General features: G+C 69.5%; 10 protein-coding genes and 1 pseudogene. 8 read left to right on the top strand and 3 right to left on the bottom strand.

Annotated features, from left to right (window positions below):
• Positions 1 to 343: 343 nt before the first annotated feature.
• The 4 genes from B1L11_RS42370 (at position 344) to B1L11_RS42355 (ending at position 5707) form a co-directional block, all read left to right on the top strand.
• Positions 344 to 1282: an acyl-CoA desaturase gene (locus tag B1L11_RS42370; RefSeq protein WP_079320809.1), complete on the top strand. Its 939-nt coding sequence runs from the start codon at positions 344 to 346 to the stop codon at positions 1280 to 1282.
• A gap of 256 nt (positions 1283 to 1538) precedes the next feature.
• The gene (locus B1L11_RS42365; protein ID WP_372974781.1) at positions 1539 to 2546 is read left to right on the top strand and encodes a TetR family transcriptional regulator; all 1008 of its coding nucleotides are present in this window, start codon (positions 1539 to 1541) and stop codon (positions 2544 to 2546) included.
• Between the two features lie 111 nt (positions 2547 to 2657).
• Complete coding sequence (locus B1L11_RS42360; protein WP_079320808.1) at positions 2658 to 4754, top strand: RNA degradosome polyphosphate kinase; 2097 nt, start codon at positions 2658 to 2660, stop codon at positions 4752 to 4754.
• 11 nt (positions 4755 to 4765) lie between these two features.
• Positions 4766 to 5707 carry an NUDIX hydrolase gene (locus tag B1L11_RS42355; RefSeq protein ID WP_256863385.1) on the top strand — a complete coding sequence of 314 codons (942 nt, stop codon included), beginning with the start codon at positions 4766 to 4768 and terminating at the stop codon, positions 5705 to 5707.
• Between the two features lie 41 nt (positions 5708 to 5748).
• On the opposite strand, the gene B1L11_RS42350 is transcribed toward B1L11_RS42355, so the two are convergent.
• A complete protein-coding gene (locus B1L11_RS42350; RefSeq protein ID WP_218671662.1) occupies positions 5749 to 6639 on the bottom strand; it encodes an alpha/beta fold hydrolase in 891 nt (296 codons plus the stop codon).
• A 62-nt stretch (positions 6640 to 6701) separates the two neighbouring features.
• On the opposite strand from B1L11_RS42350, the gene B1L11_RS42345 reads away from it, so the two are divergent.
• On the top strand, positions 6702 to 7250 hold the full coding sequence (locus tag B1L11_RS42345) for a helix-turn-helix domain-containing protein (RefSeq protein ID WP_079320807.1): 549 nt from the start codon (positions 6702 to 6704) through the stop codon (positions 7248 to 7250).
• A 17-nt stretch (positions 7251 to 7267) separates the two neighbouring features.
• Here the strand turns inward: B1L11_RS42345 and B1L11_RS42340 are convergent, their stop codons facing one another.
• On the bottom strand, positions 7268 to 8740 hold the full coding sequence (locus B1L11_RS42340) for a CYTH and CHAD domain-containing protein (RefSeq protein WP_079320806.1): 1473 nt from the start codon (positions 8738 to 8740) through the stop codon (positions 7268 to 7270).
• An 89-nt stretch (positions 8741 to 8829) separates the two neighbouring features.
• Complete coding sequence (locus tag B1L11_RS42335; protein ID WP_218671661.1) at positions 8830 to 9588, bottom strand: trans-aconitate 2-methyltransferase; 759 nt, start codon at positions 9586 to 9588, stop codon at positions 8830 to 8832.
• Positions 9589 to 9672: 84 nt separating this feature from the next.
• Here B1L11_RS42335 and B1L11_RS42330 point away from each other — a divergent pair, with 84 nt between their 5' ends.
• The 3 genes and pseudogenes from B1L11_RS42330 to B1L11_RS42320 all read left to right on the top strand — a co-directional run.
• Positions 9673 to 10197: a MarR family winged helix-turn-helix transcriptional regulator gene (locus B1L11_RS42330; RefSeq protein ID WP_079320805.1), complete on the top strand. Its 525-nt coding sequence runs from the start codon at positions 9673 to 9675 to the stop codon at positions 10195 to 10197.
• 466 nt (positions 10198 to 10663) lie between these two features.
• Positions 10664 to 12448, top strand: coding sequence for a serine protease (locus tag B1L11_RS53405; protein WP_256863384.1), 1785 nt, complete (start codon positions 10664 to 10666; stop codon positions 12446 to 12448).
• 1029 nt (positions 12449 to 13477) lie between these two features.
• Positions 13478 to 13762, top strand: a pseudogene (locus B1L11_RS42320) (hypothetical protein); the annotation flags it as partial.

The following is a 13762-nucleotide window of genomic DNA, read 5'->3' as shown; positions in this document are numbered from 1 at the left end:
ACGTCCGTCACCGACGGTGCGCCTGGCTTCGGCTTCGCGGTCGGCGGTTGCCCAGCCCGCCCGACAAGCCCGCATATGGCCGGAAATACGGCGAATCCGGATGTTATCGAGAGGGCCCTGCGGGCAGATCGCCGTGGACGCCGCGGCGTCGACGGCGCGGCCCCGCAAGCGAGCACGAGGCATTACCAGATGGCCGACCGTTGGTGCAAGGCATGGATTCGCCACCAGATGTGGCCCGGAGCGTCACCTTCCACACATTCGCTCTTAGGCATTCCTAACTTACGATGGCGTAGGTTACGGTTGCGTAGCCAGACAATCTTCCCCATATCTCGTGAGGTAGCCCATGACCGTCCTGACCGAACGTCCCTCACCACAGCCGAAGCCGGAGTTCGAGCCTGAAGGCAAGAGCAAAGCCGATCTGGTCGTCTTCGCGCTCGTCGTCGGCCTTCCGATCCTCGCGGTCATCGCCGCGGTGCCGTTCGCCTGGGGATGGGGCCTGGGCTGGACGGACATCGCGATCGCCGCCGTGTTCTACGTCGTGTCCGGCTTGGGGGTCACGGTCGGGTTCCACCGCTATTTCACCCACGGCTCGTTCAAGGCCAACCGGCCTCTGAAGATCGCCCTCGGGATCGCCGGCAGCCTCTCGCTGGAGATGTCGGTGCTGGACTGGGTGGCCGCCCACCGCAAGCACCACAAGTTCTCCGACAAGGAGGGCGACCCGCACTCGCCGTGGCGGTTCGGGCCCGGCTTCAGGTCGATGTGCAAGGGCCTGCTGTACGCGCACGTGGGCTGGCTCTTCGAGGTCGAGCGCGTCAACCGCGCCAAGTACGCCCCGGACCTGCTGAAGGACCCGGACATCATGAAGCTGCACCGGTGGTTCCCGCCGCTGGCGATCACCTCCCTGCTGCTCCCGCCCGTCCTGGGCGGCCTCATCACCTGGTCGTGGCAGGGCGCGCTGACCGCCTTCTTCTGGGGCACGCTGATCCGGATCGGGCTGCTGCACCACGTGACCTGGTCGATCAACTCCATCTGCCACGTGTTCGGCGAGGAGGTGTTCGAGTCGCGCGACAAGTCCCGCAACGTCTGGTGGCTGGCCATCCCGTCGTTCGGCGAGTCGTGGCACAACCTGCACCACTCCGACCCCACCTGCGCGCGGCACGGCGCCCTGAAGGGCCAGATCGACCTCAGCGCGGGCCTGATCCGCTGGTTCGAGAAGGCCGGATGGGCCTACGACGTGCGCTGGCCGACCCCCGAGCGGCTGGCGGCGAAGCGACTTGGCTGACGACTCAGTCAGCGTTGACGGCAGGGCCGCTCCGCGGAACGCGGCGGCCCTGTCCCTCACACCGACCTCCCCCGCATCGGCGCCCCCTTCTCCGGCGGCGCCCTCCACATCCGCCCTCCCGGCACCGGCCGGCACCGGCACTCGTACGGCCCCCGCCTCCGCGGTGGCCGTACCGGCACGTCGGGTGACTTCTCCGGAAAAGACGCGGACCGGCCCGAGCCGGGTCAGGGCACCCGCACCCGCCATGATGGAACCCGTGAGCGAGTCTTCCCGATCCCGAAGACGCATGACCGGCGCGGAACGGCGCGAGCAGCTGATCCAGGTCGGCCGTGCCCTGTTCGCCGACAAGGGTTTCGACGGCACCTCGGTCGAGGAGATCGCGGCCAGCGCCAAGGTGTCCAAGCCGGTGGTGTACGAGCACTTCGGCGGCAAGGAGGGCATCTACGCCGTCGTCATCGACCGGGAGATGCAGCGCCTGCTCAGCCTGGTCACCCAGGCCCTGTCGGCCTCGCACGCCCGCATCAAGCTGGAGCGGGCCGCGCTCGCCCTCCTGCAGTACATCGAGGAGAGCAGCGAGGGCTTCCGCATCCTCGTCCGTGACTCCCACGCCGCCTCGGGTACGGGCACCTTCGCCAGCCTGATCAGCGACATCGCCAGCCAGGTGGAGGACGTGCTGGCGGACGAGTTCCGGGAGCGCGGCTATGACCCCAAGCTCGCGCCGATGTACGCCCAGATGCTCGTGGGGATGACCGCCCTCACCGGCCAGTGGTGGCTCGAGGTGCGCAAGCCGCGCCGCGAGGAGGTCGCCGCCCACCTGGTGAACCTGTCCTGGAACGGCCTGACCGGCCTCGATTCCAATCCCACGCTCACCGCCGCCACGCGCGGCCTGGTCCTGACCCCCGCCGCGGAGACCCGTACGGCGCGACCCGCCGAGCGCGACTCGAAGGAGCAGGAGAAGCTCCGCCGCGAGCAGGAGAAGGCACGCGAACGCGAACAGCGCGAACGCGCCAAGCAGCTCGAACGCCAGCAGCGCGAGCTGGAGAAGGCCAAGGAACGCGAGCAGCGCGAACGCGCCAAGGAACTCGAACGGCAGATGAAGGAGCAGGAGAAGCTCCGCCGCGAGCAGGAGAAGGCACGCGAACGCGAACAGCGCGAACGCGCCAAGGAACTCGAACGCCAGCAGCGCGAGCGGGCCAAGGAACTGGAACGCCTGCAGCGGGAGCGGACGAAGGGATTCGACCGGCAACAGCACGGGGAGATCTGACGGTCCCGCCGGCGGCGCGTGGACGATCGCCGGGCCTGTCAGCGCCGGCCTGACGCTTTCGTTGCTACGAAGTTAACGTTCCGTTCAACGAGTTGGGGCATATTTCGTTATATGTCCGCCCAAAGCTCCCCCGCCCCTGAGCCGGAGGAGGCCGACCTCCCCGCGCACGCCCCGCTGCCCACCGACCGATTCCTCAACCGGGAGGAGAGCTGGCTCCAGTTCAACGAGCGCGTCCTGGAGCTGGCGGAGGACTCCTCGGTGCCGCTGCTCGAACGCGTCCGGTTCCTCGCCATCTTCGCGAGCAACCTGGACGAGTTCTTCCGCGTACGGGTGGCCGGGCTCAAACGGCGGATGGCGACCGGCCTGCTCCTGCGGACGACGGGCGGGCTGAAGCCGAGCGAGGCGCTGTCGCGGATCTCGACGGTCGCCGACGAGCTCGCGCGCAGGCACGCCGCGGTCTTCCACGGCCGCATCTGCCCGGAGCTCGCCGAGGAGGGCATCGCGATCGTCCGCTGGGACGACCTCGCGAGGGACGAGCGGACGGCGCTGCGCAAGCTCTTCCGTGAGCGGATCCGGCCGGTCCTGACGCCGCTGGCCGTCGATCCCGCCCACCCGTTCCCGTACATCTCCGGTCTTTCGCTGAACCTGGCCGTGACCGTGCGGAACCCGGCGAACGACCACACGGTGTTCGCGCGGGTGAAGGTCCCCTCGCAGCTTCCCCGGTTCGTGACCGCCTCGCCCAACCGGTTCGTCCCGCTGGAGGACGTGATCGCCGCCCACCTGGGCGAACTGTTCAAGGGCATGCAGATCGTGCAGCACCACGTCTTCCGGGTGACCAGGAACGAGGACCTGGAGATCGACGAGGACGTCACGGAGAACCTCATGAAGGCGCTGGAGCGCGAGCTGCTGCGCCGCCGGTTCGGGCCGCCGGTGCGGCTGGAGGTCGAGGACACCATCACCCCGCAGGTGCTGGAACTGCTGGTGGACGAGCTGGGCGTGTCCGACAACGAGATCTACCGCCTGCCCGGGCCGCTCGACTTAACCGGGCTGCACGCCATCGCCGACCTCGACCGCCCGGAGCTCCACTACCGGCCGTTCGTCCCGGCGGAGGCGATCAGCGCCGAGGACGACCTGTTCGCCACCCTCCGCGAGCGCGACATCCTCATCCACCACCCGTACGACTCGTTCGCGACGAGCGTGCAGCGGTTCGTGGAGGAGGCGGCGGCCGACCCGGACGTGCTGGCGATCAAACAGACCCTCTATCGCACCAGCGGCGACTCGCCGATCGTGGACGCGCTGATCGACGCGGCCGAGGCGGGCAAGCAGGTCGTGGTCGTGGTGGAGATCAAGGCGAGGTTCGACGAGCACGCGAACATCTCCTGGGCGCGCAAGCTGGAGACGGCCGGGTGCCACGTCGTGTACGGCGTGCTCGGCCTCAAGACGCACTGCAAGCTGTCGATGGTGGTCCGTCAGGAGGCGGGCGGCGAGCTGCGCCGCTACTGCCACATCGGCACCGGCAACTACAACCCGAAGACGGCCCGGCAGTATGAGGACTTCGGCCTGCTCACCGCCGATCCGCAGGTGGGCGAGGACGTCACTGACCTGTTCATCCACCTGACCGGCTACTCCCACCAGTCCGAGTATCGCCGGCTGCTGGTCGCGCCCGACTCGCTGCGCCAGGGCCTGCTCGCCCGGATCGAGCAGGAGATCGCCCATCGCGTGGCGGGCCGCCCGGCCCGGATCCGGATCAAGACCAACTCGATGGTGGACGAGCCGATCATCGACGCGCTGTATCGCGCCTCGCAGGCGGGGGTGCCGGTCGACCTGTGGGTGCGCGGCATCTGCACCCTCCGCCCCGGCGTGCCCGGCCTGTCGGAGAACATCCGCGTACGCAGCGTGCTCGGCCGTTTCCTCGAACACTCCCGGGTGTACGAGTTCGGCGGGGGGCGGCGGCCGGAGATCTGGATCGGCAGCGCCGACCTGATGCGCCGCAACCTGGACCGGCGGGTCGAGGCGCTGGTCAAGGTCACCAGCACGCAGCAGCGCAGGTATCTGTCCGATCTGCTCGATCTGGCGTTCCGGGACACCACCACCGCCTGGACGCTGCACTCCGACGGCAAGTGGCTGCGTCACCGGGGCGAGGTCGATCTCCAGCACCACCTGATCGCGGGGAGGCGCTGGCGGACCGTGAACGACGTGACGGACTGACGGCCGAGGGCATGGTCGAAGGCATGGGCAAGGGCATGATCAGGGCGGCCGGGGCGGTCGTCTGGCGGGGAAACGAGGACGACCCGGAGGTCGCCCTCGTGCACCGCCCGGCGTACGACGACTGGAGCCTGCCCAAGGGGAAGCTCAGGCGCGGCGAGCACGTGATCGCGGCGGCCCTGCGCGAGGTGTGGGAGGAGACCGGCCTGCGGGTCGTGCTCGGCCGCGCGCTCCCGCCCGTGCACTACATGCACGACGGCCGGCTGAAGCGGGTGGACTACTGGCTCGCCCAGGCGCCCGGGCACCAGCATCCGATCGGCGGCGACGGGTGCGAGGTCGACAAGGTCGCCTGGCTGCCGATCGAGGAGGCGCGACGGCGCCTCACCTACGCGTGGGACCGCAGCCTGCTGCGCGCCGTCGGCGCCGCTCCCCTCGTCACCACGCCACTGATTTTGCTGCGGCACGCGCTGGCGGGCTCCAGGCAGGAGTGGAAGGGCGACGACGACCGGCGCCCGCTGGACGAGCGCGGCCGCGCCCAGGCCAAGATCCTGGCCACGGTGCTCGGGGCCTACCGCCCGGCCGTCCTGGTCAGCTCGCACAGCAGGCGCTGCGTGCAGACGCTCAAGCCGTACGCCGAGCGGCACGGGCTGGAGGTGCGCGAGGAGACGGCGCTGTCGGAGAGCGGCTACGACCCGCGCGAGGCGGAACGGCTCGTGCGCGATCTGCTGGCCGCGCCCGGGCCGGCGGTGCTGTGCAGCCACGGCAAGATCCTGCCCGAGCTGCTGGGCATGGCAGGCGAGGCGCTGCACGGCGTGCGGACCGCCGACCACACCCTCGCCAAGGGCGGCTTCGCCGTGCTCCACCACACCGCTGACAGAAACCGCGCCGCCGGCAGACACGGCGACACCGTCGATGCCGGCGAGCGCGTCGTGAGCATGGAGCGGTATGCGACCTGAAACCGGCGCGCGGTACGCGACCTGAGAGTCATGCCTGAGAGTCACAGTGCGAGGACGTCGCGGATCGCCCGCACCACCGCGTCAGGGCGGCGGAACGGCAGTGTGACGTGCCCCGCGTCCTCCACGATGCGGTTCTCACCGCGCGGGACGGAGGCGGCGAACTCGTTGTAGAGGCGCGTTTTGCCGTCGTTCTCCGCCTGGAGCAGTTCCTCGGGAACGCCTGCCGACACTGCCTGCTTGAACGGGTCGATGGCCAGTGCGGTCAAAATGATCACCGGCACGTCGGGCAGCGGGCCCGCGGCGCGGATCTCATCACGGACGGCTTCGATGTTCGCGGCCTCTCGGATGCCGGTGAGCAGCCATTCACGGCTCACGTGGCTGTCGACGAGCGGCTCGCGCAGGTCGGGCGGCCAGTCTGCCGTCTCCTGCTCGAACAGGACGCGGTAGAACTCCAGGATTTCTCCGGGCAATTCGTCGGGAAGGGCGTCGGCGGGGTCCCAGGCGTCCCATCGTTCGACCAGCTCGCGCGGCATATAGGCGCGGTAATCCTCGTGGGCCGGTTCCATCAGGACAAGCCCGGCGACCTTGTCGGGGAAGCGGCTCGCGTAGTGGCGGGCGTACAGGGCGCCCAGCGAGTGTCCGGCGAGCACGTAGGGGCCGGGGACTTTCGCGCTGCGCAGGAGCGCGTCGAGTTCGTCGGTGACCTCAGCGGACGAGCGGGGCAGGTCGACGCTCTCGCTCCAGCCGGTCCCGGCCCGGTCGTAGAAGACGCTGGTGGTGAAGGCGGCGGCGCGCCGCTGGGCGTCCCAGTAGTCCATGCCGACCGCACCGGCTCCGGGGAGGAACACGACGGCGGGGGCGCCGCTCCCCTCTCGATGCAGCAGCAACTCGCGGCCGTTCACGTCGTAGTACTCGCCTAAGGGTGGCTTCATGATTCACATTCCCCCTGCGATCCCATTTTTGGGAATGGTACCAATCGTGGAATCGTAGCGGTATGGACACCGTGACCCTGCTTTTGCATCCAGTGCGCCTGCGGATCGTGCACGCCATGTCGGGCGGCCGCGCTCGCACGATCGGCGACCTGTGCGAAGACCTGGCCGACGTGCCGAGGACCACCGTGTACCGGCATGTCGGGCTGCTGGCCGAGGCGGGCGTGCTCGAAGTGGTCGGCGAGCGACGGGTGCACGGCGCGGTCGAGCGCACCTACCGGCTGCACCGAGCCCGGACGCTGATCGACCGTGACATGGCCGCGTCGATGTCACTGGAGGACCATCGCGAAGCGTTCACGACGGCGCTGGGGGTGTTGCTCAGCGAGTTCAACGCCTACCTCGACCGGGAGGGAGCGGACCCGATCGCCGACTCGGTCGGCTACACCCAGTCCACGTACTGGCTGACACCCGACGAGCTCGCGGACCTGATCAAGCAGGTGGGGGGCGCGATGCTGGCCCATCGGGGCAACGGGCCGGCGGAGGGCCGCCGGCCGTACCTGCTGAGCCCGATCCTGTTCCCCACCGGCGGCACCATCACAGAAGGCCAGGCATGAGAGGGTCAGGCGGGATGTCAGGCGAGGCGGGACCAGACGGCGGGGAACTCCTCCTGGGCCCGGGCCGCCTCCGCGCTCTCGATGCCCGCGAGCACGCCGTAGGTGAAGGTGTCCTCTCCGGCCTGCCGGGCCCGTTCCGCCTCCTCCAGTAGCACTCCCTGGGCGACGACGCCGTCCTGGTGCCGTCCGAGCACCTCCTGCACCTGCCTGGCGCGCTCGGCCGCGCCGGAGATGCCCGCCGCCTCCGCCGTGTATCGGGCCCGCTTGGCGGCCTTGCGCACGTCGTGCATGGCCGTCTCCCGCTCCTCACCTTCCTCCATGCGCCGCGCCGCCTCGTAGGCGTCGGTCACCCGCCGCCAGTTCCTGTCCACGATCTTCAGCAGCGCTTTGCCGGCGTCCTTGGCCGCCGTGGCCGTCAGCGGCGGGTCCGCGGCCAGCGCGTCGAGGGCGTCGAGCAGCGCGAAGTAGCGGTCCTCGCTGAGCGCGCGCCGGATGCGCTCGTACGCGTCGTGCTCCCTGGCCAGCAGGTCGTCGCCCAGCCTGCGGCGCGCGTCGGCGGTGACGAAGCGGGAATCGAGGCCGTCGAGGCGGGTGGCGAAGCGGGCCCGGATCACCTCCAGGTCACGGGCCTCGCCCAGCACCTCGCCGAGCCACTTGAGCTCCTCCTGGAGGTCCTCGGTGCCGGCGACGATCCGCTTGAACGCCTTGAGCGCGCTGCGCAGGCGGCGGCAGGCGACCCTGGCCTTGTGGACGGCGTCCTCCTCGGCCAGCCGCACGTGCGGGTCCCGCGCGAGCAGCGCGTCCACGTGAGCGCGGAGGTAGGCGACGACGACCTCTCCGGCCGACCCGGGCTCGGGCCGGGTCCTCGGCCGCGGCGCGGGGATGCGGTCTCCCAGGACGCGGGCGAGTTTGCTCGCGCTGTCCGCGGGAGCGGCGCCCGCCTTGCGCAGCCGCTTGGCCACCTTCTTGAGAAGGTCGCGCTCGCCCTCCTTGAGCTCGGCCTCGACCTCGCGCCAGCGCCGCACCACCGGCTCGTCGCCGAGCGCCGTACTCGCCGGCACCGTGCCCTTCACCCGGTCGTCGGCGATCTCGACGAGCACGGTGCCGCCCGGGCCGAGCAGCCGGGTGACCCCGCGCCGGGTCTCCAGCTGGGCCACCGGCGCGAGCGGAGCGCCCCGCGTGTACGCGAGGACGAGGCTCGCCAGCTCGGCGGGCACCACCTTGGCGCTGCGGGTGAGCGGCCGGGTGATCTCCTGACGGGCGCCCTTGGCCTTGGGCAGCTTGAGGTGCCAGCCCTCGTCGTCCCCGCCGCGCCGCCGGCGCAGGGTGACGCCCCGGGCCGCCAGCCGCAGGTCGGGGGTGTCGAAGTAGACCGCGGTCAGCCGGTGGGAGAGCGGCTCTGCTACTCCTTCGCACCCCGGCACGTCACTCAGGTCGGGCAGGGCGAAGCCCTCCGGAACGTCGAACTTGTCCTCGATCTCAAGCGCCACCGTTCCCCCTTGTGTCCCGGTTGGCGGTCATACTGCCAGGCGAAAGTGAACAGCGTTTCCGCTCACCATCGGGACGCTCAGGTGCGCCCTCACAGATGTGCGGCCACGAAGATCCGCCGGAACGGGAACAGCGTGCCGTACGGCCTGGGCGGGTAGGCGGCACGCAGGGCACGCGCGCAGTCGGCGAGGAACGCGGCGTGCCGCTCGGCCGGCAGCCGGTCGAGCATGGGCCGCAGGGCCGTGCCCTTGATCCAGCCGAGCACCGGGTCCTCCCCGGGCAGGACATGCACGTAGGTGGTCTCCCACGCGTCCACGGTGAAGCCGAGACCGGCGAGGAGGTCCACGTAGTCGGCGGGCTCCCCGACCGGCATGCCCCGCGGCACGTCGCCCAGCTCCTCCCGCCAGGTCGTACGGCACAGCTCGCGCACGACGGCGTGGCTCGGCGCGTCGAAGTTGCCGGGCACCTGGAAGGCGAGCCAGCCGCCCTCGGTGAGGTGGCTCCTCCACCGGCGCAGCAGATCGGGGTGCTCCGGGATCCACTGCAGAAGCGCGTTCGAGACGATCACGTCGACCGGGCGTGGCGGGTGCCAGTCGCGGACGTCGGCCACCTCGAACGTCGGCCCGGGCGGCGCCTTGGCGATCATCGCGGGCGAGGAGTCGACGCCGTGCACACGGGCGCCGGGCCAGCGGTCGCACAGGGTCGCCGTGAGCTCCCCGGTGCCGCAGCCGAGATCGACGACGTACTCGGGCGACCTGGCGCCCACCCGGGCCACGAGCTCGTGGAAGGGACGGCCGCGCTCGGCCGCGTACCGCTCGTAGACTGCCGGATCCCAGATGTCCGCGCCCATGCCACCATCCTCCGTTATCTTGACGTCGAGATAAATCGTTATCGCGAGAGATATCTCGATGTCAAGAGAAGCTAGACTCGGCCCATGACCTTCTCGAGGCCCGTCGAGGACGAGGTGGACCGGCTGGTCGCGGCCTGGAAGCAGGAACGCCCGGACCTGGACGTGACGCCTCTCGAGGTGCTGAGCCGAGTCTCCCGGCTGAGCCGGCACCTGGAGCGCGAGCGCCGGGCGGCCTTCGCGTCCCACGACATCGAGTCGTGGGAGTTCGACGTGCTGACGGCCCTGCGCCGCGCGGGCGAGCCGTACGAGCTGAGCCCGGGAGCGCTCCTGCGCGCCACCCTGGTGACCTCGGGCACGATGACGAACCGCATCGACAGGCTGGCCGCCGCCGGACTGGTCACCCGGCGGCCGGATCCCGAGGACCGGCGCGGCGTGCTGGTGCGGCTGACGCCCGCCGGCATGCACCGCGTGGACACCGCCTTCGCCGACCTCCTGCGCCGCGAACGCGAACTGCTCGCCGGCCTCGAACAGCACGAACAGCAGGCCCTCGCCGCCCTGCTGCGCACACTCCTGGTCCCCTTCGACACCTCCGACGGGGCGGCCCACTGAGTGGTCGCACCCCCTGCCTGTCGGTCGGCGGAAAGCGGCAGTGCACCGGCCGGACAACGCCGGACATCGCCGCCGGCAAACGCCCCCCTCGCGGCCGAGAAAGGCCTACATTCTCCGTTTGTCGCTTTTGAGGCTTTCGATGGGGAAATTCGCACTTCGCCACCCGCCATTGACCCCGTCCGGGAGGACGACATCCCCCTTTAAGTGTGATTTTCGTCACACTTGACCTTGGACCGATCCACACGCGCCACAGAATCGGCGACGTACGGATGCTGCGTGATCAGCGGAGACGAGGCGGGCGACGCGCACCGGCACCTTCGTCGGCGGAGCGTGGAGACCCTGTAGGGACGAAGAGGAAATTCTGAAATTTCTGTTTTCAGAGGGTTTCTTCGTTATAACTTCCCTAGTTCCTTCACTGACGCATGGGGCGCAAGTGGCGCCTCACGACAGACCAGGGAGATCCACCTTGAAGCGCACTCTCGCCCTCGGCGGTGTGACGGCCGGCCTCCTGGCCTCCGCCATCGTCGCCTCCCCGGCCCATGCCGCCGACCAAATCCCCGCCATCAACCTCGCGAACACCAACTTCGCGGCTCAGCAGGTGGCGGCGTTCTGGTTCGGCGAGGCTCGGGCCAACCTGATCAACGCCACGCCGTACAACGTCGAGACCAAGTTCCCCGCGAAGCACGTCTCGACCGGTGGGACGTCCGCCAGCAGCAAGCCCGGCGTCGTCGGGTCGAGCGGCGACCAGAAGGCCGCCACCGGCAACCTGAAGAACGTCAACCTCCCCCGCACCGTGGGCAAGGTGTTCTTCATCGGCGCCGACCACAGGCCGCACTGGTGCTCGGCCACCGCGGTGCAGAACGGCTACAAGAACCTGGTCGCGACCGCCGGTCACTGTGTCTACGACACCGACCGCAACCGCGCCACGCTGGACAAGTGGGTCTTCATCCCCGGTTACTACCAGGGCAAGACCCCGTGGGGCATCTACGTGGGTAAGACCGCGTACACCCACTACGACTACGACGTGTACGAGGACGGCGACCGCGACTACGCGTTCGTGACCGTCTACAACGGTGTCCAGGTCACCGGCGTCAGCTATGACAGGTACGGCCGCGACGACCACCACGGGCGTGGCGACCACCACGGCCGCGACGACCACGGGCGCAACGACCGTGACGAGTGGGGACGTGGCGACCACGGCCGCGACGACCGTTACGGCCACCGCACCGAGCGCCTGTCCGTGCGCGAGTTCCAGGCGCTGAACAGGGGCAGGGACCTCACCGGCAACGGCCCCTGGGCCAAGGGCACGGGTGTCCAGACCCGCGAGATCAGCGAGCGGCAGTACAACAGCCGCTTCGACTCGTACGTCAGCGGTGACGGCAAGACCCTGTACTTCCGCAAGAAGGTCTGGGACCGCGACGACCACGGCCACGGCCACGACGGCCCCAGGGCCGCCGCGGACGACGTGGTCCTCTTCAAGCCCGGCAACGGCAACGACGACGACCACGGTCCCGGCCGCGGCCCCAGGCCGAGCAAGAGCCCGAGCCCCAGCCCGAGCGCGAGCCCGTCGCCGTCGCCGAGCCCCTCGCCGTCAGCCTCCCCGTCCCCGTCGCCGTCCCCCTCGCCGACCGGCAAGCCCGACTGGTGCGACGACGACCGCGGTCCCCGCGACACCTTCTCCGGCGACAACGACCGTCGTGGCGGCGGCAGGGACCACTGCGACGACAACGGTCACCGGCCGAAGTACAAGTACTACGCCCGGACCTTCTGGGCGACGTACGGCCGTCACGACCACAGGCCGCACGGCACGCTGAAGATCGCCCTGAAGGACGTGGGTCGTCTCGGCGACAACGTGGGCGGTCAGGGCCTGGCCTACAACCAGAAGATCGGCACGAACATCTTCATGTTCGGCTACCCGAGCGGGTCGGAGCCGGACGGCAACTACCAGTTCACCGGCAAGACCCAGAAGTGGGCCTACGGCAAGACGTTCAGGGCGAGCGTCCCGGCCATCAAGGGCGAGGAGCTCGTGGGCGTCAAGTCCTCCTTCACCGGTGAGGGCTCGATCGGTTCGCCGTGGCTGTACCGCTACAGCAACGCCAAGCGGCTCGGCTACCTCAACGGTGTGACCATCGGTCTCGCCGACGTGGACGGCAACGACCGCATCGACACCAGCGTCTCCCCGTACTTCGACGGTGAGACCCTGGCCGTCTACCAGTACGCCGCGAAGTTCGCTTCCGGCCGCATCGTCTGAGTCTTCTGACTCCTGACGGCTGCCAGGAAGGGCCCGGATGGCTTGTCCATCCGGGCCCTTTCGTTTCTTCCGGAACGCCGCACCGGGCGAGGACGCTCCCGCCTCGCCCCGCCGTGCCGGCGCGCGTGTCTCTTCCACGGCCGCCGTGGCCCCCGCGCCTCGGGCCCGGTGACGGGCCCGGGAGCGACCCCACTCGACCGGCGACAGGCGGAGCCGCCTGCGAGGCCCCGTACGCCCGGTCCCGCCGCGACGACGCCGGCGTGGGAGGCGGACGCCGCCCTGCCCACCTGCCGTCGAGGCCCTTCCCCACCGCCCAGCCGCCCAGTCCGAGCTAAATCGGACATAAGTGAGCTTTTCGGACATAGGCGCTCGCATTTGTCCTTCCGAATGGCCGAGAGAGGTCCCGTTCCCACCTCCCCGCCTTGACAAGGCGACAGCCAATACGGGCGGAGAATTCACTCCTGAACGACCTCCATTGGACCGATTCAATTGCCATTACTGCTTGAACGGACCGTTCCAGAAGTCGTCGTCGCCGAGCACGTGGCCCCTATGCATGCCGGCTTCATTCGTGGACATGAGGGTCATGCGTGACGCCGGGACCCCGAACGCGGTAGCCACACGACGCTTCGTCGCCGCGTCGACGAGGGGCCGGATGGCGCCTCCGCCCTCGTCCCAGAGTCCGGAGACGGGGGAAGTGAATGGTCGCGGGCATGCGGGAGCGAGTCGGCCCGACAGCGTCCCGAGGAGACCGTTTTGGACGGGAACGGCGCCCCTACGGTTTCACCGCAACCTGTGATTTACATCACATTGGACGCCGATCCGACCGGTCAAGAAGTTTGCGGTACCCCGTAAATGATCAGCGGAAACGCACCGGAAGGCTTGAACGACGGGCTGACACGGAGTCGGCAGCGAGCGAACAGACGCCCCTGATCCCCTTACACCCCACATAACTCTCCTATACCTTTTCCCTCGTCTCTTACTGACGGATGGGGCGCAAGTGACGTCCCACGACAGACCAGGGAGAAATCCATGAAGCGCACTCTCGCTCTCGGCGGGATCGCGGCGGGCCTGCTGGCCTCTGCCGCCATCGCCGCGCCGGCTCAGGCCGCCGACGAGATCCCGGCCGTCAACCTCGCGAACACGAACTTCGCCGCCAAGCAGGTGGCGGCGTTCTGGTACGGCGAGAACAAGGCCAACCTGATCAACGCCACGCCGTACAACGTCGAGACCACGCTGCCCACCAAGCACGTCTCGACCGGTGGCGCTTCGGCCGACAGCAAGCCCGGCGTTGTCGGGTCCAGCGGCGACCAGAAG

Source organism: Microbispora sp. GKU 823, from assembly GCF_002027145.1.
In the GTDB taxonomy this organism is placed as follows: Bacteria; Actinomycetota; Actinomycetes; order Streptosporangiales; family Streptosporangiaceae; genus Microbispora; species Microbispora siamensis.
The sequence above is the reverse complement of the archived record's forward strand: the minus strand, read 5'-3'. Positions and strand labels throughout refer to the sequence as shown.